Annotated in this window: 26 protein-coding genes and 4 pseudogenes; 14 read left to right on the forward strand and 16 right to left on the reverse strand. The window is 52.4% G+C overall.

From position 1 onward, the window contains the following. The first annotated feature begins 315 nt into the window (after positions 1-315). Together JMJ16_RS34460 and JMJ16_RS34465 are read left to right on the forward strand one after the other, a co-directional pair. Positions 316-618 carry a hypothetical protein gene (locus tag JMJ16_RS34460; protein WP_201388923.1) on the forward strand — a complete coding sequence of 101 codons (303 nt, stop codon included), beginning with the start codon at positions 316-318 and terminating at the stop codon, positions 616-618. Then, on the forward strand, positions 615-845 hold the full coding sequence (locus tag JMJ16_RS34465; protein ID WP_201388924.1) for a hypothetical protein: 231 nt from the start codon (positions 615-617) through the stop codon (positions 843-845). Before JMJ16_RS34460 ends, JMJ16_RS34465 begins: the two co-directional genes overlap by 4 nt. Positions 846-940: 95 nt before the next feature. Here JMJ16_RS34465 and JMJ16_RS34470 read toward each other — a convergent pair whose 3' ends face one another. The 6 genes and pseudogenes from JMJ16_RS34470 to JMJ16_RS54895 all read right to left on the reverse strand — a co-directional run. Beyond that, complete coding sequence (locus tag JMJ16_RS34470) at positions 941-1,279, reverse strand: hypothetical protein (protein WP_201388926.1); 339 nt, start codon at positions 1,277-1,279, stop codon at positions 941-943. Between the two features lie 1,065 nt (positions 1,280-2,344). Next, positions 2,345-3,636, reverse strand: a pseudogene (locus tag JMJ16_RS34475) (multidrug effflux MFS transporter). Positions 3,637-3,927: 291 nt separating this feature from the next. Beyond that, a complete protein-coding gene (locus JMJ16_RS34485) occupies positions 3,928-4,242 on the reverse strand; it encodes a hypothetical protein (protein WP_201388932.1) in 315 nt (104 codons plus the stop codon). A gap of 97 nt (positions 4,243-4,339) precedes the next feature. Further along, positions 4,340-4,879 (reverse strand): NADPH-dependent FMN reductase, encoded by a 540-nt coding sequence (locus tag JMJ16_RS34490; protein WP_201388934.1) that lies wholly within the window; start codon positions 4,877-4,879, stop codon positions 4,340-4,342. 73 nt (positions 4,880-4,952) lie between these two features. Then, positions 4,953-5,348 carry a MerR family transcriptional regulator gene (locus JMJ16_RS34495; protein ID WP_201388936.1) on the reverse strand — a complete coding sequence of 132 codons (396 nt, stop codon included), beginning with the start codon at positions 5,346-5,348 and terminating at the stop codon, positions 4,953-4,955. A gap of 97 nt (positions 5,349-5,445) precedes the next feature. Continuing rightward, positions 5,446-5,639, reverse strand: a pseudogene (locus JMJ16_RS54895) (IS5/IS1182 family transposase); the annotation flags it as partial. A gap of 74 nt (positions 5,640-5,713) precedes the next feature. Between JMJ16_RS54895 and JMJ16_RS34500 the strand changes: the two are divergent. From JMJ16_RS34500 to JMJ16_RS34515, 4 genes and pseudogenes are all read left to right on the forward strand, one after another. Next, positions 5,714-6,458: pseudogene (locus JMJ16_RS34500) on the forward strand (IS6 family transposase). Between the two features lie 325 nt (positions 6,459-6,783). Next, on the forward strand, positions 6,784-7,035 hold the full coding sequence (locus JMJ16_RS54900) for a hypothetical protein (RefSeq protein ID WP_236601816.1): 252 nt from the start codon (positions 6,784-6,786) through the stop codon (positions 7,033-7,035). Between the two features lie 14 nt (positions 7,036-7,049). After that, positions 7,050-7,346, forward strand: a complete 297-nt coding sequence (locus JMJ16_RS34510) for a hypothetical protein (protein ID WP_201388938.1) — start codon at positions 7,050-7,052, stop codon at positions 7,344-7,346. 348 nt (positions 7,347-7,694) lie between these two features. Further along, positions 7,695-8,534: a DUF6585 family protein gene (locus JMJ16_RS34515; RefSeq protein ID WP_201388940.1), complete on the forward strand. Its 840-nt coding sequence runs from the start codon at positions 7,695-7,697 to the stop codon at positions 8,532-8,534. Position 8,535: 1 nt separating this feature from the next. On the opposite strand, the gene JMJ16_RS34520 is transcribed toward JMJ16_RS34515, so the two are convergent. From JMJ16_RS34520 to JMJ16_RS34540, 5 genes are all read right to left on the reverse strand, one after another. Beyond that, complete coding sequence (locus JMJ16_RS34520) at positions 8,536-8,748, reverse strand: hypothetical protein (RefSeq protein ID WP_201388942.1); 213 nt, start codon at positions 8,746-8,748, stop codon at positions 8,536-8,538. Further along, the gene (locus tag JMJ16_RS34525; protein WP_201388944.1) at positions 8,736-9,206 is read right to left on the reverse strand and encodes a hypothetical protein; all 471 of its coding nucleotides are present in this window, start codon (positions 9,204-9,206) and stop codon (positions 8,736-8,738) included. Before JMJ16_RS34525 ends, JMJ16_RS34520 begins: the two co-directional genes overlap by 13 nt. 49 nt (positions 9,207-9,255) lie before the next feature. Next, on the reverse strand, positions 9,256-9,885 hold the full coding sequence (locus JMJ16_RS54905) for a hypothetical protein (RefSeq protein WP_236601817.1): 630 nt from the start codon (positions 9,883-9,885) through the stop codon (positions 9,256-9,258). A 304-nt stretch (positions 9,886-10,189) separates the two neighbouring features. Beyond that, a complete protein-coding gene (locus JMJ16_RS34535; protein ID WP_201388946.1) occupies positions 10,190-11,170 on the reverse strand; it encodes an NADPH:quinone oxidoreductase family protein in 981 nt (326 codons plus the stop codon). 63 nt (positions 11,171-11,233) lie between these two features. Next, entirely contained in the window at positions 11,234-11,896 is a 663-nt protein-coding gene (locus JMJ16_RS34540; RefSeq protein WP_201388948.1) for an NADPH-dependent F420 reductase, read from the reverse strand. 184 nt (positions 11,897-12,080) lie between these two features. Between JMJ16_RS34540 and JMJ16_RS34545 the strand changes: the two genes are divergently transcribed. Further along, entirely contained in the window at positions 12,081-12,515 is a 435-nt protein-coding gene (locus tag JMJ16_RS34545; protein WP_236601818.1) for a helix-turn-helix domain-containing protein, read from the forward strand. A 728-nt stretch (positions 12,516-13,243) separates the two neighbouring features. On the opposite strand, the gene JMJ16_RS54910 is transcribed toward JMJ16_RS34545, so the two are convergent. From JMJ16_RS54910 to JMJ16_RS34565, 4 genes are all read right to left on the reverse strand, one after another. Next, positions 13,244-13,726 carry a hypothetical protein gene (locus tag JMJ16_RS54910; RefSeq protein WP_236601819.1) on the reverse strand — a complete coding sequence of 161 codons (483 nt, stop codon included), beginning with the start codon at positions 13,724-13,726 and terminating at the stop codon, positions 13,244-13,246. 453 nt (positions 13,727-14,179) lie between these two features. After that, positions 14,180-14,503: a hypothetical protein gene (locus tag JMJ16_RS34555; protein WP_201388952.1), complete on the reverse strand. Its 324-nt coding sequence runs from the start codon at positions 14,501-14,503 to the stop codon at positions 14,180-14,182. 193 nt (positions 14,504-14,696) lie between these two features. Beyond that, positions 14,697-15,179: a hypothetical protein gene (locus JMJ16_RS34560; protein WP_236601820.1), complete on the reverse strand. Its 483-nt coding sequence runs from the start codon at positions 15,177-15,179 to the stop codon at positions 14,697-14,699. An 887-nt stretch (positions 15,180-16,066) separates the two neighbouring features. Continuing rightward, positions 16,067-17,302 carry an IS110 family transposase gene (locus JMJ16_RS34565; protein WP_201388956.1) on the reverse strand — a complete coding sequence of 412 codons (1,236 nt, stop codon included), beginning with the start codon at positions 17,300-17,302 and terminating at the stop codon, positions 16,067-16,069. Between the two features lie 634 nt (positions 17,303-17,936). Between JMJ16_RS34565 and JMJ16_RS34570 the strand changes: the two genes are divergently transcribed. The 6 genes from JMJ16_RS34570 to JMJ16_RS57435 are packed head-to-tail and all read left to right on the forward strand — an operon-like array spanning position 17,937 to position 20,750. Next, on the forward strand, positions 17,937-18,257 hold the full coding sequence (locus JMJ16_RS34570) for a PadR family transcriptional regulator (RefSeq protein ID WP_201380829.1): 321 nt from the start codon (positions 17,937-17,939) through the stop codon (positions 18,255-18,257). Continuing rightward, a complete protein-coding gene (locus JMJ16_RS34575; protein WP_201380831.1) occupies positions 18,241-18,588 on the forward strand; it encodes a DUF1048 domain-containing protein in 348 nt (115 codons plus the stop codon). The genes JMJ16_RS34570 and JMJ16_RS34575 overlap by 17 nt, the downstream gene beginning before the upstream one ends. A 10-nt stretch (positions 18,589-18,598) precedes the next feature. Beyond that, positions 18,599-18,949, forward strand: a complete 351-nt coding sequence (locus tag JMJ16_RS34580) for a DUF1048 domain-containing protein (protein WP_201380833.1) — start codon at positions 18,599-18,601, stop codon at positions 18,947-18,949. A 12-nt stretch (positions 18,950-18,961) separates the two neighbouring features. Further along, positions 18,962-19,735 (forward strand): ABC transporter ATP-binding protein, encoded by a 774-nt coding sequence (locus tag JMJ16_RS34585; RefSeq protein ID WP_201388958.1) that lies wholly within the window; start codon positions 18,962-18,964, stop codon positions 19,733-19,735. Between the two features lies 1 nt (position 19,736). Further along, complete coding sequence (locus tag JMJ16_RS34590; protein WP_201388960.1) at positions 19,737-20,489, forward strand: ABC transporter permease; 753 nt, start codon at positions 19,737-19,739, stop codon at positions 20,487-20,489. Positions 20,490-20,525: 36 nt separating this feature from the next. Then, on the forward strand, positions 20,526-20,750 hold the full coding sequence (locus tag JMJ16_RS57435) for a hypothetical protein (protein ID WP_201388962.1): 225 nt from the start codon (positions 20,526-20,528) through the stop codon (positions 20,748-20,750). Positions 20,751-21,180: 430 nt separating this feature from the next. Here the strand turns inward: JMJ16_RS57435 and JMJ16_RS34600 are convergent. Beyond that, positions 21,181-21,897 (reverse strand): annotated as a pseudogene (locus JMJ16_RS34600) (IS6 family transposase). Positions 21,898-22,175: 278 nt separating this feature from the next. Here JMJ16_RS34600 and JMJ16_RS34610 point away from each other — a divergent pair. Further along, a complete protein-coding gene (locus tag JMJ16_RS34610) occupies positions 22,176-22,319 on the forward strand; it encodes a hypothetical protein (protein ID WP_201388964.1) in 144 nt (47 codons plus the stop codon). Positions 22,320-22,370: the final 51 nt, after the last annotated feature.

Raw genomic sequence — 22,370 nt, forward strand, 5'->3', positions numbered from 1 at the left:
GTCTCATCTTCCAAAGTGACGTTTTTTGCCCAATTTGAGTGCGCACCCTTTTCAAGCATCATGTGACGAGGTGTCAGGCGAAAATACATTTCGGGGAAAATTGGAGGAGTTTGGGCTGGAGAAGAGCGGGTGAGATAGGGTAGGCTTCTTTCAAGAAGATCGCGGGAGCTGCGGTCAAGAAGAGAGAAAGGAGCTATTCATAGGTATGAAGCGAAGGCAAGTTGATCGATATGTTTTGGGGTGTTGCAGGCGGTGGCGGCTCAGTTTGTGGTGATGCTGGTGCGACACTGGTTGCATTGGTAGGAGGAGCCAGGGATGAAGCTCATTGATGGAATGGAATGGTATAGCAAAGAAGAGCTGTTTGCGGAGGTTCGCGGGCGGGGGCTGGTGATCTATGACAGTCTCTTTGAAGAGTGGCAGAAGTATGGTATGATGCCAGTGAGCCGTCGGGAAGTGCGTGGGAGAAAGAAGGGGGTTTCTGGCTGGTGGTCGCGGGACCACCTGGAATTGTTATGTACGCTGTGTCGTATCAAGCAAGAACAAAAGCTATCTTCGCTGGTGTCGCAGTGCAATGTCCCGGTCTGGGTTTGGATGTATTGGGGGAGGGCTATGGGGTGAGCTTGGAGCAGGTGAAGCGTGCGATGAAGACGTGGGTTGAGCGGCGTTATCCAGCTCGAGTCAAAGAGGTCAAGGCGAGTGCGCGGCAGTTGGTGCGTCTGGTCGCCAATGACGCAGGGTATGGGACGCGCGACAAGCCGACGTGGGGCAATTTCTGGCGTCGTGGTCCGTGGCTTGGTTCGCGTCCTGGCTGCCGTTACCTGCACGCAGCAGCCTTTCTCGGTTGAGGGGCTCTAGCCCAGCAATTATCAGCGCTGACGCGATCTCCGGCGACAGTTACAGCAGCGGGGCTTTCGGAAAAATCCTGCCGCCTATCTGGCTGCTATTGAGGATCGCTTGCTTTAGTGACGCTTTCTGCCACTCCCAAGCTTCCATCTTCCATTTCAGGGGCGTATTCCACCTGGTATTTTGGGCCAAGACATCGCTTCAATTCTGCTTCGAGAGCACGACCCTTTGCATTGAAAGCAGTGACATCCAATGGATGACCGGGATTTTCTAATGGAGAGGTATATTCTGTGATCCACTCATCAAAATGGCAGGCTAATTCGGGTGGCAATCCGAAAGCGTGATGCTCGATCATACCCTGTCGATCCCAAATACCTGAGCTCCCATATTCCGCCATCACTCTCAGCTTCCGTGGGCTGTTTACTTTTTTTGCCATCGCTACTCTCTTCTGCCTTTCCTCTCCGTTTCACACGAGTTTCCTTCATGGAGTGTGCGTCAAAACAAGTTTGGCATACTTATCCATTTGGTGTCAAGGAAGGTTTTCCGTTGCGACCGCTCTTTTTTTGTGGATTGCAATGCCAATGGGCGTGCTCCAGGGGAGGTGCTGGCGGGAATGAAGTGCGTCTAGAAAGAAGAGGAGCAGCAGCAGCAGCTGTTGCTATAGAGGGGTGAGAGCTCCCAAGAGGGTGAACTGCTTGCAGCGCCTGGTGGTTTCCTGCGGCGGCGTGTATTGCGTATAGTCATAGTGGGGAAAAGTGGCAACTGGTTGCTAGTGGGTGTCCTTCAGGTGGAGGGTGTGGGAACGGGGTTTTCCAGTGCTCCAGAGAGGAAGGCGCCAGGAGGTAGTGTGTGGTGATGTGGGTGGCCGAGGTTGGCCGTTGTGGAGGGTGTGTCTGTGTGAGTAAACATGCGATATCGTATAGGTTTCTGTGGAATGGGGCAGGCAGCGGGTTGTGCCTGGACCCCGTTTGCATGCGCAGGAATATCGTGTTCTTTTACAGAGCCGATTCCAGGCGTGGAATGAGGTAACCGGAATCACACAAGCGGCCTAACCACCACTCGCCCTGTCTCTCATTGACTCCTCCCGCACGCTTTCTTCGTTATAACTCAGCAATACATTGCGTTTCTACAAACAAGTTGACAATACCCTTCACGATCTTCTTATGGATATCCAACCCAGCGCAGTTGGTGTAGAGGATTTCCATTTCAGTGCTCCTGTGCATTTCTTTCAAACGACGCAAGCGACGCTCCGGCTTGAGTGGGCAAAAACGAAGATTCTCTTCTGCGTGCTGCTGACGAAACTCCTCTCACCAGCGCAACAAGGGGTGGTTCCTGCACCCACCCGAATCAGTCTCGTGGTCTGGCTCATCGGCACAATATGCGCGCGATCTCTCTGCCAGAACATCTCCTCCTCATTCTACTCTTTTTCATGAGGGGTGGTGTAGTCATACATGAGCGTCTCGTGGGGAGTTCCATGTTAATGACATTTACAAGGGATGATCTATTGTGCCTTGACATCGACCTTTCCAGGACGGCACACCGTAAGCACTGTCGCCAGGGTAGCTATGCCGAACGCGGCGATGGTCAGAGCCATTGGAACAGCGGTCTCACTCCCACTGAGACCAACCAGTGGTGCCGCGACCACCCCAATGATGATCTGCAACACGCCCAGGAAGGCCGATGCGCTCCCAGCTACCCTAGCATTGTCCAACGCGAGCGCCGTCGCATTCGGCGCGATGAGGCCCACACTGGCGATGAGGACAAAGAGTGAGGGAAGCACTCCAACGAGGCCAACTCCCGTGATCACGGCACCGATCAAGGCGATACCACCAACGGCGAGAACCACAGTTCCTCCAATCAGCAGCTTTTGCGGTGACACCCGACCGATAAGCCTTGCGTTGACCTGGGCCATTACCGGAACGCCCAGAGCATTGATCCCGAATACAACACTGGCGCGTTGAGGCAAAAGGCCATAAATGTTCTCTAAGATGAAAGGGGAGTTTGAAATGTAGACAAAAATGGCAGCGAAGGTGAAGCCCAACGAGAGAGCAAAACCGACGAACCGACCATCGAAGAGCAAATGACGGAAATCCGAAAGCGAGGCAGAGACCCCACCTCCCTGACGATGTGCAGGCGTGAGCGTCTCGCCGAGTCCAAAAGCGACTATCAGCACGATCACTGTGCCAATAAGAGCGAGCGCGATAAAGACCCCTCGCCAGGAGGCAAAGCTGAGTAGCAGACCACCAATTACAGGCGCAATCATTGGTGAGAGGTAGTTCACCACCATCAGTAGAGAGATACAATGAGCCAGGGCGCGATCGGTATAGAGATCGCGGGCAATAGCAAGCGAAATCACAATCCCAGCCGCCGCAGCAACCCCCTGCGCAAAACGCAACCAATGAGGAGCCCAACCGAAGGAGCGACAATACATAGTAGAGACGTGAGTACATAGGCAGCCATCCCAACAAGCAGAGGCCCACGCCGCCCACGCGCGTCACTGGTCGGTCCGATGATCATCTGACCCAGTGCCACGCCGAAGAGACTGGCAGTCAGGGTGATCTGGGTCTGCGTCATTGTCGCGCCCAGTTCGTGGCTGATCGTTGGGAGAGAGGGCAAGTACATATCGGTAGATAATGGTCCAATTGCCGCCATGATACCTAGGAGAAACACATGACGCACCCGGACCCGGGTCGGTGTCTCCTTGGTTGCTAAAACGTGTTGCTTGGGCGCCTTCTCAGTGGAGATCCGTCCAGCGTTCTGGTGTTTTTGCTGCTTCAACGAGTTGATATTCATTTTTTCCTGGCGTTTTTCCCGCTAAGCAGGAAGTAATTCATGCATAAATGAGAAAGAAGTATGGCAATGGATATTCTGGCGCACCACAGCGCACGGCTGACGTAAACCCTTCCTTTTGCATCGCAAACCCTTTTGCCGACTTTTTGCGTCGCTCAAAGAGGTTCTCAATCGTCCCGTTCTTCTCTCAAACGCTTCTGAACTACGCTCTTTCTCTTTTTGTTTAGCGGAAAAATGCCAGAGAAAAATGTTGGGATTCCAAATTGACAGGTGCTGTAAAGCGAAAGCCCTGATCTAGTCAGCGAAGACATGGTAGTCACCAATCTCGTGCAGTTCGCTGATGATAGGAGCTCCTCCGTCGAACCGATCGAACTTACCCTCTTGTATCTGTCGATATGCCTTGAGCTGACCCAGAGGGCCAAGGCCGCCTTCGGTTTCGGTTACAACTAGATTGACGAATGTCACGCCGTCATCTAGGCGGAATGTCGAGTAACGGATACCGTCGGGCTGGGTGATTTGCAATTCCTCAAAGACAGCACGGATGAGCTGTTCATTATTGGCTGCTTGGTCAGGTTTGACCTTGTAGCGAACCATGAAGATGCGTCTCATAGGGAAACCTCCTGAGTTGTGTTCTCGGTATTGGGAACCAGTGTCGTCATGAAGATATCCTTGCTTTCCGGACCGCCCACAGGAGCACGCAGCGTCTTCAAGGCCCCCCCCAGGCGAGAAGCTGGTCGAGCATGGTATGAACGGACTGTTCCTGATGGGGGCGCGGTCGAAAGTTGGTGTAGTCCTCAAAATCACTATATAAGTTGAGACTGACCTGCTGCCCCACATCGGCAACCTGGATTTCCCCCATGACCAGCCGCAGATGCTCGACAGCACGAACGCCATCATTGGCGCCATAGCTCACAAAACCAGCTGCCTTATTGTGCCACTCGTAGTACAGGTAGTCGATGGCGTTTTTGAGCACTGCCGATGGTGCGCGATTATATTCGGGTGTTACGAAAATAAACGCATCAAAGGGACGGATCTTTGCGGACCACTCCTTGGTATGTTGATGCTGATATTGATTCAGTAATGGCGAGAAGGGCTCATCAAACAATGGTAGATTAATCTCCTTAAGATCCAGCAGTTCAACTTCAGCATCTCCGCGCTTCTGTGCGATATCGTAGACCCAGTGCGCCACAGCTTCACTATTCCGATTTGGGCGTGTACTCCCGACGACGATAGCTACTTTCAACATGATGTCCTTTCCTCCTTGCGTTATGTCATTTGAGACAGGAATGAATGGCTTTTCCGTTCCTCGCGACAAAAGGTTATTCAATCAGGGAACTGCTCAATGCACGCTGTCGCAGTTCGGCAACCACTTGTGAGAGCTTGGCTTTCGCTTGATCAAGGATCGCCATCTTCTGCTCAATCTCCATCAGCTTCTGCTCATAGAACGGAAGAGCGACAGGGAGACAGGTACCGATCGATTCCACGAAATTGTGAGCTGACCCGAGGAGGGTATGAAGACCATTCTGGTAGATCTGGTCAGTTGTTAATCCCATGCTCAGAAACTGCTGAATTAAATGCACGCGGTCAACATCTTCCTCTTGATAAGAGCGGTAGCCGTTTTCCAATCTTTGCGTAGAAAGCAGTCCTTTTGCCTCATAGTAACGTAATGAGCGAAGGCTCACTCCTGTTCTCCGTGCCAGCTCGCTGATCTGCATCCTCTCTCAATCCTTTCTGTCTCATGCTCTGACCAGAGTCTAAACCATGACACCATGTCAAGGTCAAGCCCCTAAGAATGTGTTTGCTAAGGGAAGTCTAGCCAGTCAATTTGGAAAGCCGAGCCAGCATGAGCCTACTGAGAGCCACATGGATGAATGCCTCGCTGGTATCGCTGCGACCCTCAAAGTCGCGTGAGAGGCGTCGACAGCGAGCGATCTAGGAGACGTTCGCTCCACGACCCAGCGCCTGGGCAGGACAACAAAGCCTTTCTGATCATTACAGCGCAGCACTGGCTGGAGAAGAAAGTGAAAATGCGGTATTGTCAACTTAGGAAAGTAGCTGAACAATGTGCGAGAAGAGCTGTATGAAAACAAACACCCCTGCTCCAAGCGACAAAGGCTTTCGCTTCCCACCTGAAATCATCAGTCACGCAGTGTGGCTCTCTTTCCGCTTCTCCCTCAGTTTTCGCGATGTGGAAGAGCTTCTGGAACAGCGCGGAATCGTCGTGAGCTATGAAACCGTGCGGCAGTGGTGCTTGAAGTTTGGGCAGACCTACGCCAACGAACTGCGCCGTCGCCATCCGAAAACGGGAGACACATGGCATATGGACGAGGTGTACCTGAAAATCAATGGTAAAACCCATTATGTGTGGAGAGCTGTTGATCAGTACGGCAACATGCTGGACATCCTGGTGCAGAGCCGAGGCAACAAGCAGGCGGCCAAAACGTTCTTTCGCAAGCTCCTCAAAGGGTTGCACTACGTCCCGCGCGTGATCATTCCCGATACATTGAAGAGCTATGGAGCAGCCAAACGCGAGATCCTGCCTGGCGTGGAGCATCGGCAACACAAAGGCTTCTGCCAATCGAGCGGAAAACTCACATCAACCGACGCGACGACGAGAGAAGAACATGCGGCGGTTGAAATCGGCCAAACACGCACAACGCTTTCTTTCGGCCTTTGGACCCATCGCTGGACATTTCCAACCACGAAGGCATCGGTTACCTGCCGGGGAGTACCGTGCCCTTTTGCAGGGCCGATTCCAGCAATGGCATGAGGTCACGAGAGTCAAGCCGGTCGTCTACCTACCTCTCCCTCCCCACTTCTCATGACCCTTTTATTGCTTTTCTCCTTATCGCTCACCAGTATATTTCGTTTTTATAAATAAGTTGACAATGCCATCCCATCCGTCTGGTTGAGCAATCCTGGCAAAAGGATGATCCTGACCCTAAAGCACTTGCTTGTTATAGGGTCCTCTGGCAAAAAGGAAGCCATGATGATCCTCTCCGAGAGGAGATGTGGCTCCGTTTTGTCACCGGGCGACCAGTGAGCGACATCACCATCCAGTTTCTGGACTGGTGTTGCCAGCACTAGGCAGCCCAGGGAAAACGGCATTGGCTCCTCATTTGGGACAACGCCTCTTGGCATATCGGCAAGATGGTGCGGACTTGGATCAGAGATCACAACCTCACCGTCAAGCAATCCCATGAGGGCGTTCGGATTTTGCCGTTTCAGTTGCCAACTCAAAGCCCTTGGCTCAATTCGATTGAACCAAAGTGGGTCCATGGCAAGCGCAACGTGGTCGAGCGCGATGGCGTGCTTTCGGCACATCAATTGGCCAGCCGGGTCTGCGCATATTATGGGTGCTCGTATGAACCACATTTAACCCTTTCCGAAAAGGTTTCGTAATCCTACACTAGGAGTTGGTTGATGCTGGCGACCAGGAGGAAAGCCGCATTTTATTGTTGAAGATGCAGAAAGCGGTGACGTCGTGGAACTACTCTGGATCGGTTGCTCCTGATCTGTGTCGTGTTGGCACGTTGATTGCCCAACTTGGGCAATGGAACTGGGCAGAAACAATTGCTTTGTCGCTGACGCAAGAGGAGCAAAAATATGTGTTGGTGCAACACATTGCCCAGAAGATTCACGCTCCCGCCCCCCACGACGCTTCTCCTGTGGGGGGCGCGGTATTTCCTTTCCACACATGCAGTGCTTCATAAGTGCCCCGCTTTGGCTCTCTCGTGAGGCAAATGTGACGGTCACGTTTGTGGTTTTGTGGTTGGGTGCGCCACAACTTTTTGCACACAGTGGAATGAGGGAAAAATCAGCATGAAAGTTGTCACACATCAGCCCTGTCAACTTTCATAAAAAAGAACACATGCTGCTCCTTCTGCTACAAGAATTCGCGTGCCGATAGTGAGATACCAGTGGCTCATCGATATTTACGCGACTATCAAGCAATGTGAGACATTGTATATTCAGGTTGAGAAAGAAACGTATATACTCTCTCATATACACATCCTTACAGATGCCGTTCAAAGAAGTGAATAACAAGGGTAAATCCATCTATGCGTATTTCACACAACACGTTGCCACAGGGGATCTCTCGGCAGGCAGCCATGCATCAGTTAGGAAAGGTTCGCGGGGTCTACGAGCCACGCCACACCCATCCTCTAGCGATGATAAGTACGTTGCTGGGCAACATGATCGTTGCTCTCATTATGGTAGTGGCTATCCTCATCTTCCCCTTCCCCCCTTCCACACCATTATATGTTGTCTTACCTTTATATATTCTATTCCGTCTCTCGGGAGCCCTCTTATTTGCTATTCCGATTGTTCTTATTCTTATATGTTGCACGATACTTCCGCACAGGAACACGCGGGTGTATGCCTTCAGCAACGGTTTAATATACAGCAAAAGTGATCAGATGATCCCTCTCCGTTGGGAGGGCATCCAATCACTTTATCACAAGAGCATCCTTGGAAAGGGAGGAACTATACATACCTATACCATCCAGCTCTCCAACGGCCAGAAGATACTCCTGCCAAACGAACTCAAAAAAATTACTCATTTGGGGGACATGATTGAGGATAAGATTGCGCGCATCTGGCTACCGCAGGTGATAGGCGCCTACCAGAATGGTGATCCCATTCACTTTGGCCCTTTGACGGTGAATCAGAGCGGACTCGACAGTGGGAAGGCACATATTCCCTGGGCGCAAATTCCTCGTCTGGTGGACGCTCGTACGTGTGTTGTTGCCGATCAGCAAGGCATCTTCCGTAGGCTTTTGGTTAGAGAGGAGGATGTTCCGAATGCGGTTTTACTGCAACGTCTGGTGAATCAGATTGCCACGGCGAACAATTCCACGAGAAGATCTCCCCATAAAGGCTCGTCTTCTCACTGCTAACTCATGTGTTTTTTCTTTGCAAAAACGTGTGGGACACCCTTTGCGGTTTGGCATGTTTATGATAGCCCTGGTGGACAAACTCATGGAGGCTGTTTCTCTTGTGGCTGTCGATCAGTCGATAGCCGCCCAGCTCGCCCTTGAGGCCTTCCCATTCTCTTAGGACTACTAGCGAGGGATCGTCGAGGATGGCTTGCGCACGCTCTACAGTTGACATGGTACTCCTTCCTTTTGTTCCTCTTCTTTGATATTGCCCCCAGGCGCTTTCTTGACCCGCAGGCGCTGTGACCAGGGTGTTTTTTGCCGCGGGCCAAAGTGATCTGTTGGGGTGGGTAGTGTTTGTCTGGAGGTAAGTGACCTGTAGCGGCACAACCCCGCGTGCCCTCGGCTCACGAGCCCCAGGGTGTTAATCCAGGAGCAGGGGGGAAAGCGCCAGAGGAATCGCTCATTCTGTGCAAGCACGTGCCTCATCTGGGAAGGTTCGCCAATGATGAGCAGGGGCATCATAGAGCCTGTTTGGAAGATGGAGACAAGGAGCTCGAACTGCTCTCCACTGTTGGCAAGGTGGTGGATATCGGCAATCACGACCAGTTCGATCTGGCGTTTGAGGAGGCGCTTCACGCGTCTTTCTTTGCTATAGGCCGCTTCTCTCTTGTTCCAATCTGGGTCATCCAAGGCCTGAAGGAGCACTTTTACGAGCCAGGCGGCACCCGTGGGGCGCTGTTCAGGTGGTGGAATCGCGGCGTAAAAGACGGCGCTGTGGGCGTGGGGGTAGGTTCTCTCGATATGCCTGGAGAAGGGGCTTGCCAGGGGGATCGGTGAGATAAAGAAAAGGAGGCTCCCCATTGGGGTCGAGTGGGCTTGTTGGCAGCGTGTGTAAGGCGTGACTGAGTCTGCGTAGCTGGTCTGTATCAACATGCTCCATATGAGCATCCTCCTCGTGCGTAGCGTAGCTGGTAATTACCCCGATCGCTCGTCGCAACTCCCCCCGGTAATCTCCGTTGCCAGGGCCTCCAAACGTGCCGAGCAGCTGATGCGTATGTGCCTGAAGCACAACTGTCCGGGTCCTCACCACCTCTCCTCGTTTCCTGCCGTGATAGCCCGGCGCGCAGACCTGGTCAAACCGCCGATGAGGAGCAGGCAACGGGTCGGTCTGCGGCAACAGCACAGCGACAAAATCAATGAGATCGTACTGACCAAAGCGTGCACGGGCGAAGCGCACCTGCTCCTGAAGCGCTTTCAGGATTCCCGTGTGTGAAAGCACCTGAGCAAAGGCTGCCACTTCTCCCATCCAGGAAGGGGTCGAGGGCAAGGGTTCCGGCGTAATCTGGATGGTTACCGAAGAACGCGTCATACTACGAGCGTATCCTCCTTAGTGTCAATTTGGGCAATCTGTGAGATATATGTGTGGTTGGTTTGCTCCCAAGGCGCGCCAGAAGCCTCACGCGTGCCGTGAACATCTCTCCTTATGAGACAAAGAGATCCCTGCCAGATTTCCTTCGCAGGGATCCCTCGGCTTCCCGTGCTTTCTTGTCGAATCTGCGCGTTCCCTTAAGGAGCTCCAATCGCCTCTGTGAGAGAGGCAGTGCAAGAAGAAGAGTGAGATCGCCTCCTCTCGGTACAGAGACCGACAGAAGTCAGCCATCTTCGCTCGTTTGCTATCGTACCTGCAACAGCAATTTGCCAATATGGGAGCGGGCTTCGATGCGTCGATGCGCCTCTGCTGCTTGCTCCAGGGGGAGTGTCTCGGAAATGGTAAGTTTGAGAGCACCCTCTGCCATGAGCTGAAGAGTTTGCCCGGCCATTGTAGCGAGGAGATGCGGTGTGGTCTGACTCAGCGTGGTGATGCTGTAGCCAACCACAGCCTTGTTCGAGCGCCACAGTTCGTTGGGGGAAATCGGCTTTTCGGGATTTCCGCTGGCATCCCCAAAGACAACGAGACGACCAAGGGGAGCAAGCACGCTCAGACTTTGACTGCGTGTCGGCTCTCCGCGTGCATCGAGCACGATGCCGATTCCCTTGCCATCCGTCGCTTCCATTACGGCCTGCTCGAACCCATTGACCGGGAAGATCTGGTCGTATCCAAATGAGCGCGCAGAGGCGGCATGCTTTTCGTTACCGACAGTGCCCAGCACGAGCTGCGCTCCCAAGGCTCGCGCAATTTGCCCTGCTGCCATGCCCACCCCACCTGAAGCCGAATGAATCAGTACGCTCTCTCCCTTACGCATCCTGGCCGCTTGAGTAAGCATCCCATAGGCCGTGAGGGCTACGGTCGGGAAGACAGCGGCCTGTTGCAAATCGATCTTGCTTGCGAACGTATCCAGAGGAAAGGTGAGGGCGGCCTGTGCGAGCACAAACTCCGCGTAGCCACCGCCGACGGTGAGAGCTGAAATGTCCTGCCCCACACGAAATCCTTCCACCCCCTCTCCCAATGCTCGAATCGTCCCGGCAACCTCATAACCAGGAATAAAGGGCAAGACTGGGCGATGACGTCCCTGGCGAGACCACAGATCGGTATTGTTCACCCCTGCATAGGCCACCTGGATCAAGATCTGTCCCGATCCTGGCTCTTGAATGGGCATATCACGAGTTTCAAGCACCTCTGGCCCGCCGAAGCGAGGTACCACTACAGCTTTCATAAATGTCTCTCTCCTTTTCTTTCTCTTTCTTTGCCAGGCTCTTCAGCGAATTGCTGTTCAGAGCTAACGGGTCAGCACCTTCAAGGCAACTTGATCGCGTCCCTTGCCCTGGAGAAGTGCAAGAGTCACCCAGAGCCGTAAGACATCGTCTACCACTTCGACCTGATCCACATCACCCAGTCGCACCGGGCACAGACCGACCTCGGTAATGAGCTGCTCAACTACAGTCTGTGCCTCACCTTCAGGACCGCAGTAGAACAAATCCGCCTGCACGCCCTGATAGAATGGATCGGCAAACGGCTCCCACCCGTAGGAGTTGAAGGCCCGGTAGACCTGAGCATGAGGAGCATGAGCTTGAAGGGTGCTCAGACTGGTCAGCGGCTCATGATCAGCCCATTTTTTGGTGGACAACGTTTTTTGAATGTGTGGGAGTTTATTCGCTGCTTCAATGACAATTTTATGATCTAACAGGTGAGCATGGGTGATAATAAGTTCCTCGACCACCTCCCCTGGCACTGCAAGCACGGCAATATCACTCATTGCCAGAGCATCTGCTGGGGAGCCGATCAGCACATGCTCTCCTAAATGCGCTCGCAAGCTTTGTGCTCGCTCCGATGACGGATCTTTGACTCCAAAGGCAACGGTATGTCCAGCTCTGGCCCATTTGTGGCCCAGAGTACTCCCCACAGGTCCTGCGCCCAGGATAGCAATACGTCGTTCCGGCATAGTTCTCTTTTCTTTCTTCTCGCTCTTCTCCATCGCCTCAGACGTAGAAGAGCACCACTCTTTTCTCAAAGCTCTCCCCCATTGGAGAGAGCTGTTGCCCTCCAATGGTACAAAAAAGACTTTCTTCTTGTAAGGAGGAACAAAAAAGTGATATAGTCACCCTATGGTAACCAAAAAACAGAGAGTGGAACCAATTCCAACGGACTGCCGAACACGGCGTGGGCTTGAGTTAATCGCCGACCACTGGACATTGCTGGTCATTGTGGCGCTGCAACAGGGCACAAAACGGTTTAGTCAGATACATGCCCAAATTGAGGATATCTCGAAGAAGATGTTGACACAGACGTTACGTGCATTGGAACGCGATGGCCTGGTCAAACGCGTGGTTTACCCTGTCGTGCCCCCTATGGTAGAGTATTCTCTCACCACACTTGGCCAGACGCTCATCGAACCAATCTGGGCGCTACGGGATTGGTCGGAGAAATATATCGAAGAGGTTGAGCGGATACGTGTTGAGTATGATCAGACAGGGAAGAATTCCCTCCAGGAGGAAATTCTAGCACTGGTTCAAAAACGAGCAAATGGAGCAGATTCCTCGGCAAAACCAGAGAAAGAATAGCAGCGGAGAACTCATTTTTCGACGGCTTTTTTCTTCGCTTGTAGGTAAGCGATCTCTTCCTTTTGCATAGCGTTTGGCTTGGTCGCGTCTTTCGACGTACGCATCAAGCTCTTGCAAAACTCTGCCATTACAGACACCGAAATGCTATCGCAAGCCATCTACAATTGTAGGACTAGCCAGAAGCCCACTCACCGAATTATTCGAAATTTCGCCCGACATCATGCCTAAATTTACACTTCCTTGTCTCGAAATAGATCTCTTGACATATTCTCTCGGAAGCGAGACACGGTTTCCGCTCATGTGCCCGCCTCTTATTGTTCAGTTATGGTTCTCGTTGCACAACCCGTGGGATTGGCATCTCCAAGGTGGTAAAACCAGGCCGTTTCAGGATCAAATGACTCAGGGATTAAATTGGTTGCTTCGGAGGCGGAGATCTGCACAGTTGAGGCGTGCTGCCTCAGATGGCTTCTACTCACGGTCATTGTTCATGGTTGGTTACGCTGTTGCTCCCTTGGCTGGGTTAGGGTGCGAGGCAGGAATGCCAGCACCCCTTGACGCAGGGTCTCGAGCATTGTGGCATGTTGCTCTGTCGCGCTCGCCAGCGTTTCTTGATAGGCAGTAAGAATATCATCGCTGAAGAGCCGTAACGGTGGATCGAATTGGATGCTTTCCTCGTCATAACGTTCTTGTGGTGGGTAACGGGAAGAGATGTCAACACAATGCCGTTCTCACAGCTTCACGGTCGCCTGGTACTGAAGGTCGTACCGATCTTCATGACGCAAGAAGACCTTGCACTGCTCAAGGTCAAGATGCTCGGCAAGCACACTGCAAATGTGTAGTGGATTGTGGAACGAGGCGAGTAGGTTGTGGACCCACAGTCGCTGTTCAGCGAGGCACACCTGCTGCTCACGCATACTGCGCAAGGCTGCCTGGCAAAAGGGGCGCAGGATGCTGATGAAGCCAACGAGGTACTGCATACGTTGAGGGTCAATGTGGGCTGAAGGGCGCGTCACAGGGGAGTGCTGCTCGGTCTGAGTGAGCGAGAAACGTATGACTTCGGTGATTCCCAGGCCAGTTCGCTCCATGAGTCGCCATAAACGAAGTTTATCCTCTTTCCTCGGACGGAAGTTGACCTGTGGACCAATGGCTCCTTCGGCGAGTTCCTGTTCTGTGGGTTCCCTCTCTGCAAGGTTTGGCTCTCCTTCACTCACGGTGTGCCTCTCTCTCTTTTGCGCTACAAGGAAGGGCATCTATGGCATTTGCTCTGCATAAAGAGACTCTCGTGCATGAATGAGCAAGTTTCAAGAGGGGAGAGGTTGAAGAAGCCAGGCTCTATGAGCATTGGCGGAAGGGATGTGCTGGAGATGCTGGATTGATTCTGGTGCGCTATACAAGTGTAAGGCGCCCGCCCATCACCGCCTCGTCAGAAATGGCAAGGTGGAGATGGCGGGCACTTTGGATGTGGTATATGCTCGAGTACCTGGTGAGAGTGTGGGAGTGTGGGAGTGCAGAAGAGAGGTGGTGGAGATGGGGAGGAGGGGAGTGAGAGGTGAGAAGAATGAAGGGATGACAGGGAAAAGAGGGCAGTGGCGCCCCCAGAGTGAGCGTGAACATGCTCATATTCTTGCAATCGCGATTTTGCCCTTCTTCCACCAGCTCCTTTTTCATGAGCCAGGTCTCTCTGGAAGAAGCGAGGCAGGGCCTGTTCTCTTGCCCAGGCCCTGATGGTGGCTCCAGGTGTCTTCCCTCTTGGATCGTGTGTGGCCGCGGCCGAGCCTGGCCCAGGGCCAGAGACACGGGCGCGCCGGTAGCAACGGCGAACGTGTGGGATCGTTTTGGAGCACAAGACCGGCGCGCCCAGCAATGCTCTCTGCACTGGCATCAATGAGGATCTTTCTTGAGGCTTGTCCCTGCCGCTGCCAGCATGAAGGAGCGTGTGTTGGCCTGGGAGGCGCCAGGACGATGGATGTTGGTTTTCTTTTTCCCATGTTTTTCCCATGGTTGTTCTACGCAGCGCCTGCCCTCCACGTGTGCTGCTCCCGTGTTTTTCCTCCAACGTTGTGCCAAATGACGATTGCCCAAAATTGCGTTTTTTGAGCACGAAAAGGGCGTGTTACACCCCTGTTTTGATACATTTTTGGGGAACGGTTGCGTTCCTTCCGATACCGGTGAGGGAGATCGTCAGGCATTGGCAGGTGAGAGGGTGTGGAGAATGGTCTGGGGATGAATGAGAGCGGTGGAGATGGCGACCTGGAGGAGAGCGAGGGCTTCCGCGATCTCCTCGGGACGGGGAACCAGGCGGTAGTGCCCTGGTTGAATGGTGATGGCCTGCAGGTGCTGGCGATGCCGGTAGGCTGTCATGCGCGAAACCTCCAACATTGCCGCGAGTTCCGTGTCGCTGAACCCATCGGGGTGCGCGTCGTACAGGCGGCGGGCACGCTGTTGTTTCTCATAGATATGGGCCGGAAGTGGCCTGCGTTCTGAGGTGGGGAAGAGGAGAGGGCGCGCATGGTGCTCGATAAAGGCGAGGAACTCTGGCCCTGGCCGGAACCACTCGGAAAAGCGCCTGAGGTGATCGAACTGATGGTGAAGGCGGTGCTCTGTTTCGCGCGTGCCGTCCATAATGCCGAGGAGCTCCAACTGTTCTGCGTACTCTTCGCGCAATTGGGCAAGCCTGGTCCGGAGATGGACAGCGCGTGCCAATCTTGATGGAGTGAGCGTCGAGATGGTGCAAGAAAGAGACCATAGCCTCGATATATACGGTTGGCGACATGCTCTCGGGAAGCCTACGATGATGGGTATCTCATCGTCTTCTCGATGATCTGGCTTCAAGTGTACCATATGCTGTGACAGGAGAAAGCATTTTTCGGAGTGTGACAGGCTCCAGGAGGCTGCTAGAGCCTGTTTCTTTTCACAGGATCACTGCTATCTGCCCGTAATATGTTTTTCTTCTCCAGGTTCGCGCGCTGGTCAGTGCGTGGTAGATTTTCGTTCTCCTGGTTCTCTTTTTCCCATGTTTCCCCTGTGTCTGCGCGGAGCCCGGGTCTGTGATCTTCCTGCGTTTTTTTGGCAAAATCGTGATTGCAAAGAAAGGTGCGCTTTTCTGCTCAAAAAGAGGTGCCACTGCTTCCTTTTGGTGGCTGCGTTTCTGTGTGTGGTCCCGCCCTCATCTTCCTCTCCTGCTCTTCTTCAAAAAGCAGATTCCCAGATAGCGGTTTTGCGGACCTGCATGGTCGCCATCTTTTTTCTCTCCCGCCGGCGCGCGGAGTTTCTCATATGGAAGCCGATGTTCACCTCATCTTTTTCCGTGTTCTTATTCTTCTTATAGTCGTAAAATGGCGTGATGTGGCCTTTGAGTATTAACGGATACTGTTGCTCAATTCATTGACCATGTTGAAGCAGGCAAAACACATATGTTCAGGTTGAGCGCCGAGCAGCAATTTAGCAACAGTATATTCTGAAAATGCCGGGAAAAGAAGACAGAAACCCTCCCCTTCCCCACTCTCCGGTCGTGGTTAGTGTGCTTGCACTTCATGCTTGCTCTTCGTGCTTCAGGCTACTGGCTGCGATGGTCGTGTGAGTTGATACCCCATATGCTCTAGACGACGAACCAGCAGGTGCTCAACCTTGCTACGATCCTTTTGCTGGAAAAACTCCACTCCTTTCTCCTGATATTCCTGCCCGGTTTTCATCATCCGGCAGTAGATGACGAGAATATCGTGTCCAATGGCCAGCGCCGCTCGTTTGCTCCCTCGGCGCTTTTTGAGGCGGCGATACCGCTCCCCTAAGTACGTGCGAGACCGCCGTACCCCATGAGCCGCTTGCACCAGCACCTCCCGTACATACCGATTGCCTTTCTTACACTTTCCACTCAGTCGCTTCCCTGCGCTTTCCTTCTGGCCGGGACAGACACCGGCCCAGGAACTGAGATGCTCGGCATCCGGGAAGCGCTGGAGATCGGTTCCCACCTCTGCCATCAACACATACAAGACATGTCGACTCACTCCATTGATCTGTTCACAACGCATGATCTGTTCTTCAAAAGGGTGAAGATGGTGCTCGATCTCCTCTTCCAGGTGTTCGATAGCACGATCCTGAACCGCAATGAGGGACAACAATTCTCGTAATAAAAAGCGATGATGCTCCCGCATTTCTCCTGTCAGAGCCGTCACAATCTGCTCCTGACTCGCCTGCACACCTGGATGTACCCGCTTGGCCAGTCGCTCTGGATCGCTTTCTCCTTCACAAAGCGCTTGGAGAATGGCTCGTCCAGACAAGCCCATGATATCGCTGAGGACGGTCGCTAACTTTATCCCGGCCTCTTCAAGGGCTTTATGTACCCGATTGACTAGGCGAGCGCGTTCCCGGACGAGGCTCACCCGGAGCCGGGTCAGATCCCGCAGGTCTTGTTGTTCCTGGCTGGGCACGAAACTGGGGTTGACGAGTCCATGTTGAAGCAAACTGGCGATCCATTCGGCATCCTGCACATCCGTTTTTCGCCCTGGCACGGCTTTGATATGCTGCGCATTGGCCACAATCAGCTTGAAGAAGCCCTCCAGGCGTCGATACACCGGCATCCAGTACACTCCCGTGCTTTCCATGCCCACATGGGTGCATCCTTCTTGCAATAACCAGGTGCGCAATGCCAGGAGACCTGCTGTTTCATGACGGAACGTGTGGATCTCTTGGTGCCGTTTTCCTCCTTCCGCCACAATCAGACACACCACCACAAAGCGTTGATGCACGTCTATCCCTGCACACCGTTCATACATCACTTCCAGGCTCATGTTTCCCACTCCTTTCTCTTCCTATCCCATCTGTCTGCGGCAACGTCCTAGGGAGTGTCTGCTCTTGTACAGTGTATTCTTCGTGCTCTTGCGTTCGGCTCTCGCCGTTTAGGCAACATGGAGTGGTTCGTCCAGACACCTCGGTACAGTTTCAAAAACACGTTCTGGCACGGTATACTGTTGCTCGTCTTTTCTCTGGAACGCTGCCACTTCAATTCTACCCATTTTCATACGGAGTGGTGCGCCAACACGGCGCATGACGTTTCCATTAATACTCAGAGGCCTATATTTTAGCGATCCCTATTGCGCTTGTCAGCGAGGCAGCAATGAAAACGCCAATGGGCTCTTACGGGAATCTCTCCCAAAAGGGATTGATCTTGGATCAGTTTCTCAATCAGGTCTTTCACATCTTGTACGCTTGATCAATGATCGGCCTCGGAAATGCCTTGGGTGGCATTCTGCTTACACTTCATTCTTGGCCGAAATTGGGACCATGTCGCACTTTACTTGACAATCCATTATTTTTCTCTTGACGCTCACACTACTAAGTGTTACAATATAGTGGTACTAAGTAGTACTTCATATCGGTGACACTGATTAGTAAGGAGGTGTCGACACGGATAAATTAACTGAAATGCTCAAAGGTGTCCTGGAAGGGTGTGTCCTTGAAATTATCAACCGAGGAGAGACCTACGGTTATGAAATCACACGAAAGCTCAACGCTTTGGGCTTTACAGACGTGGTGGAGGGAACGGTTTATACCATCCTTATCAGGCTTGAAAAAAATAAGCTGGTGGAGATTACGAAAAAGTCGTCCGACATGGGGCCGCCCCGAAAGTTTTTTACGTTAAACGACGCGGGCCGTGAGGAACTGTGCCAGTACTGGAAAAGGTGGGAGTTCCTATCATCAAAAATCAAAGAGTTAAAGGAGAAAAACCATGAATTCTTGGGATAAAATCACAGGCAACGACATGACGAGAGAATTGAAGACTTTTGAGGCGCGCGCAAAAAAACTTCCCACTGATTATCAAGCGGCATGGGGAGAAATTCAGGCCAATCTTTGGCCTCATACAGATTTCACCGGACGTAACCTCATGCCGATTCTTGATCGTGTGCTTGGCCTGCTCGAAGAAGCGGTGGCGGATGGCCAGAGCGCCCGGGAGGTTCTGGGCGACGATATCGCGGGCTTCAGTTCGGCGTTGGCGGGCTCGGAGGGGGCAAAGTCTTATCGCGACAAGTGGCGCGAGCAACTCAACAATACTATCGCTAGAAAATTAGGCAAGTAGGAGAATAACAATGAGCATACGAGATCTCATCGAAGGCAAAAAAGCGTGGCGGGCGCATATGGCGCGTGTCAAGGCGCTCCCACAAGAGTATCAGATTGTTTACAAAGAGATTCAAAAATATCTCTTTAAGGTCGGGCCTGTCGAGCTAACCGAGGGGACTGATTTGCTCTCGGGGATTGTCGATCTTTTTGAGGAGGGCGCAGCCGTTGGGAAAGGCGTACTCGAAGTGACAGGCAGAGATGTGGCAACTTTCTGTGATGATCTCATCGAGGGTTCAAAAACATATGCCGATGTCTTTAAGGAATCAATTGGCCAAGAAGTCGCCAAGACCATGAAAAAAGGTACGGATAAAGATCATTGAGGGGGGATCGGTATGGAAAATACGATTGAAGTGACGAGCCTGCGAAAATCTTTCGCAGGCGCGAAAGGCGCGAAAACCAGAGTCCTGAGAGGCGTAGATTTCAACGTCCGCAAAGGCGAGATATTCGCCCTGCTCGGCTCAAACGGCGCTGGCAAGACGACGACCATAAACATCCTTTCGACACTGCTGAAATTCGACGAAGGAACCGCGGCAGTGAACGGTTTTGACCTGGTTTCGCAACCTGAGAAGGTACGGCGATCCATCAGCTTAACCGGGCAGTTTGCCGCCGTGGACGAGATACTGACTGGGCGGGAAAATATTATTCTTATCGCTAAACTGCGCAATATTCCCAAACCCACCCAATTTGCCGACAGATTGCTTAAACGCTTCGGGCTTACCGACGCAGCCAACAAACCGGCAGGCACGTATTCCGGAGGGATGAAGCGCAGACTCGACATCGCTATGAGCCTTGTGGGTGAGCCCGCCGTCATCTTCCTTGACGAGCCGACGACGGGACTTGATCCGGAAGGGCGACTTGAAGTCTGGAAAATAGTCAAGGAACTTGCTGATGGCGGCACGACGATTTTACTGACGACACAGCATCTGGAGGAGGCGGAACAGCTTGCAGGGAGGATCGCGATTCTGCATGACGGCAAAATAATCGCCAATGGGACGCTTGAGGAACTTAAAAAGCTGTTCCCGTCCGCGAAAGTTGAATATATCGAAAAACAGCCGACATTGGAAGATATTTTCCTCGCTATCATCGGCAAAAAGGAGGACAAATAAAATGAAGCATACAGGCGTACTGACCGGTCGCTTAATGAAGCACATTCTGCGCAGCCCAGACACAATCATCACGGTTGCGATAACGCCGATCGCGATGATGCTGATGTTTGTCTATGTGTTTGGTGGCGCGGTAAAAACGAGCATGCCCGCCGATGTGAATTATGTGAATTACCAGTTGCCAGGCATACTGCTGATGGCTATTGCCAGCGGTATAGCCTATACGGCTTACCGATTATTCATGGATGTACAGAAAGGGATGTTCCCGCGTTTTAACTCCATGCCCATCGGACGCTCATCGATGCTGTGGAGCCATGTGCTGACCTCTCTTGTATCCAACATGATTACCGTCGTTATTATTATCATCGTCGCGCTTATTATGGGCTTTCGCTCAAGCGCGGGAATTCTTAACTGGCTCGCGGCGGTGGGAATTCTCGTGCTCTACACACTTGCGCTGACATGGGTTGCGGTCATTCCTGGAATCACGGCAAAATCAATGGAGGGTGCGAGCGCGTTTTCTTATCCGCTGTTATTCCTGCCATTTCTTAGTTCAGCTTTTGTTCCAACAGAAACAATGCCAACCGTCCTCCGTGTGTTTGCGGAAAACCAGCCGGTAACGTCCATTGTAAACTCTATCCGGGCGCTCTTGTCCAATGAGCCGGTGGGCAATGAGATTTGGGTCGCTCTCGCATGGTGTGCCGGCATCATCGCCGTGGCTTGGTTCTTCGCTATGAGGGCTTATAAAAGCCGGATATGATCCAGAACAGAGATTGCCACAACTATCCTCAAAGGCGTGGATATAAAGCTGGAAAAAGGGCAAATCGGCGTCATATTGGGGCCTTCCGGGTCGGGTAAATCCATATCGATTAACATGCTGATACCCATGATTTTGAACCCGCTATATGTCCTGATAAGCTTCGTATTGATCTTTGTGGTGTATAAGATAACTAAGTGGTTTTGCGGCAGGAAGCTCACGAAAATATCCATGAGCGAGGCGTTGAAATCGGGTTTGGAGTGATATTGGTCACTGTATGACAGACAGGTTCAGGGCGTTCATGCAATCCTGAGCCTGTCCGTTTTATCTCCATAGGTGGGGCAGCACTACGTAAGTGTCACCAGGGGCAGAGTGATCGGGCAATTCGGTGAACATAGTCCTCTACTCTACAAGGAGTCTCCCATCGTGATGGAGTAAGACACACTCTCAGAAGATTTGCCAGACCTCTCCAGTATACGGATGTGCTCTAGAATACCCGATGGCTAATTGGAAACCTATGGGCGATCAGGAGAGACCATAGATGGTATCCCCCAGTCTCTGTTTGCAGATCGCATAGGGCCGACGTCCAGAAACGCGGATGGTATTGTCAACTTATCTGTAAAAATGGGAATATTGATGAGCTGTAAGGAAGAGAGCCCCAGAAGAACAATGAGAGGTGAGGAAGTCTGTGTGGTTATGCAATCCGCTTGACTCCAATTACCTCATTCCAGGTCTGAAATCGGTCCTGCAAAAGAGCATGGTACTCCCCTGCACACAAACGATGTCTTCGTGGTTGGAAATGTCCAGTGATGGGGCCAAAAGCTGAAAGAAAGCGTTGCGCGTGTTTGGCCGATTTGAAGCGCCGTATCTTCCTTTCTCGCAATCGTGTCGGTTGGTGGGAGTTTTCCGCTCGATTGTTTCATCCTTTGTGCTGCCGATGTTCCACCCCAGGTAGGATCTCGTGTTTGGCTGCTCCATAGCTCTTCAGCGTATCGGTGATGATCACGCGTGGCACGTATTGGAGCCCTTTGAGGAGCTTGCGGAAGAAGCGTTTCGCCGCTTGTTTATTCCGTCGGCTCTGTACCAGGATATCCAGCATGTTGCCATTCTGATCCACTGCTCTCCAGAGATAGCGCGTCTTCCCGTTGATCTTCAGGTACATTTCATCCATGTGCCTTGTGTCTCCACAACGAGGGTGGCGACGGCGCAATTGATTGGCATACATCTGCCCAAACTTCAGGCACCACTGCCTCACCGTTTCATAGCTCACGACGATCCCGCGCTGGGCCAGAAGCTCCTCCACATCGCGAAAACTCAGAGAGAAGCGGAAATACAGCCAGACTGCATGACTGATAATCTCAGTTGGGAAGCCAAAGCCTTTGTAATCGGGAGTCGTGGCGTTTGTTTTCATGCGACTACTTTAACACAGTGTTCAGTTCCGTTCCCAAGTTGACAATACCATCGTGTCTTCTTCCTGACCGAGGAACATGCGCGGGCTGCCGGGTATCGGCCCTGCGCTGTCTGTCTGCCAATGGCCTATGCGAAATGGAAGGCGCTACAAGACGACGTTCCCGAGAGCCGAGCCAATTCACCTGGGAAAGGTAAACGAGATGAGTAGCGTTTTCACTACCGACAGAATGGCTCAGTGCTCGCCGACGATCATCAAGACGAGGGAGGAACAACTGAACTATGGATAAACAACAACTTCTGAAAAAACTTGAAAAGGAATGGACCGCGTTCAATGCGTCCTACGCAGGCTTCTCAGTTTATGGTCTTATCTCGACGCTGGCTTATGGACGCCAGCTAGCGGCAATGGCCCTCTCGGAGACGTGATGCAGTTGATAACGACATGATTTCTTTACGTATCATGACACGCTCCTTTCA

This window comes from Ktedonobacter sp. SOSP1-52 (assembly GCF_016587395.1).

What these genes read in the sequence shown, in the direction of transcription:
- JMJ16_RS34610 (WP_201388964.1), top strand. Translation starts at nt 22,176, where the DNA reads ATGGATAAACAACAACTTCTGAAAAAACTTGAAAAGGAATGGACCGCG.
- JMJ16_RS34590 (WP_201388960.1), top strand. Translation starts at nt 19,737, where the DNA reads ATGAAGCATACAGGCGTACTGACCGGTCGCTTAATGAAGCACATTCTG.
- JMJ16_RS34470 (WP_201388926.1), bottom strand. Translation starts at nt 1,279, where the DNA reads ATGGCAAAAAAAGTAAACAGCCCACGGAAGCTGAGAGTGATGGCGGAA.
- JMJ16_RS34585 (WP_201388958.1), top strand. Translation starts at nt 18,962, where the DNA reads ATGGAAAATACGATTGAAGTGACGAGCCTGCGAAAATCTTTCGCAGGC.
- JMJ16_RS34520 (WP_201388942.1), bottom strand. Translation starts at nt 8,748, where the DNA reads ATGTCAACTGTAGAGCGTGCGCAAGCCATCCTCGACGATCCCTCGCTA.
- JMJ16_RS34535 (WP_201388946.1), bottom strand. Translation starts at nt 11,170, where the DNA reads ATGAAAGCTGTAGTGGTACCTCGCTTCGGCGGGCCAGAGGTGCTTGAA.
- JMJ16_RS34490 (WP_201388934.1), bottom strand. Translation starts at nt 4,879, where the DNA reads ATGTTGAAAGTAGCTATCGTCGTCGGGAGTACACGCCCAAATCGGAAT.
- JMJ16_RS54900 (WP_236601816.1), top strand. Translation starts at nt 6,784, where the DNA reads ATGGTGCGGACTTGGATCAGAGATCACAACCTCACCGTCAAGCAATCC.
- JMJ16_RS34540 (WP_201388948.1), bottom strand. Translation starts at nt 11,896, where the DNA reads ATGCCGGAACGACGTATTGCTATCCTGGGCGCAGGACCTGTGGGGAGT.
- JMJ16_RS34580 (WP_201380833.1), top strand. Translation starts at nt 18,599, where the DNA reads ATGAGCATACGAGATCTCATCGAAGGCAAAAAAGCGTGGCGGGCGCAT.
- JMJ16_RS34575 (WP_201380831.1), top strand. Translation starts at nt 18,241, where the DNA reads ATGAATTCTTGGGATAAAATCACAGGCAACGACATGACGAGAGAATTG.
- JMJ16_RS34515 (WP_201388940.1), top strand. Translation starts at nt 7,695, where the DNA reads ATGCGTATTTCACACAACACGTTGCCACAGGGGATCTCTCGGCAGGCA.
- JMJ16_RS34555 (WP_201388952.1), bottom strand. Translation starts at nt 14,503, where the DNA reads ATGGGAAAAAGAAAACCAACATCCATCGTCCTGGCGCCTCCCAGGCCA.
- JMJ16_RS34495 (WP_201388936.1), bottom strand. Translation starts at nt 5,348, where the DNA reads ATGCAGATCAGCGAGCTGGCACGGAGAACAGGAGTGAGCCTTCGCTCA.
- JMJ16_RS54905 (WP_236601817.1), bottom strand. Translation starts at nt 9,885, where the DNA reads ATGACGCGTTCTTCGGTAACCATCCAGATTACGCCGGAACCCTTGCCC.
- JMJ16_RS34570 (WP_201380829.1), top strand. Translation starts at nt 17,937, where the DNA reads ATGCTCAAAGGTGTCCTGGAAGGGTGTGTCCTTGAAATTATCAACCGA.
- JMJ16_RS34485 (WP_201388932.1), bottom strand. Translation starts at nt 4,242, where the DNA reads ATGAGACGCATCTTCATGGTTCGCTACAAGGTCAAACCTGACCAAGCA.
- JMJ16_RS34460 (WP_201388923.1), top strand. Translation starts at nt 316, where the DNA reads ATGAAGCTCATTGATGGAATGGAATGGTATAGCAAAGAAGAGCTGTTT.
- JMJ16_RS34565 (WP_201388956.1), bottom strand. Translation starts at nt 17,302, where the DNA reads ATGAGCCTGGAAGTGATGTATGAACGGTGTGCAGGGATAGACGTGCAT.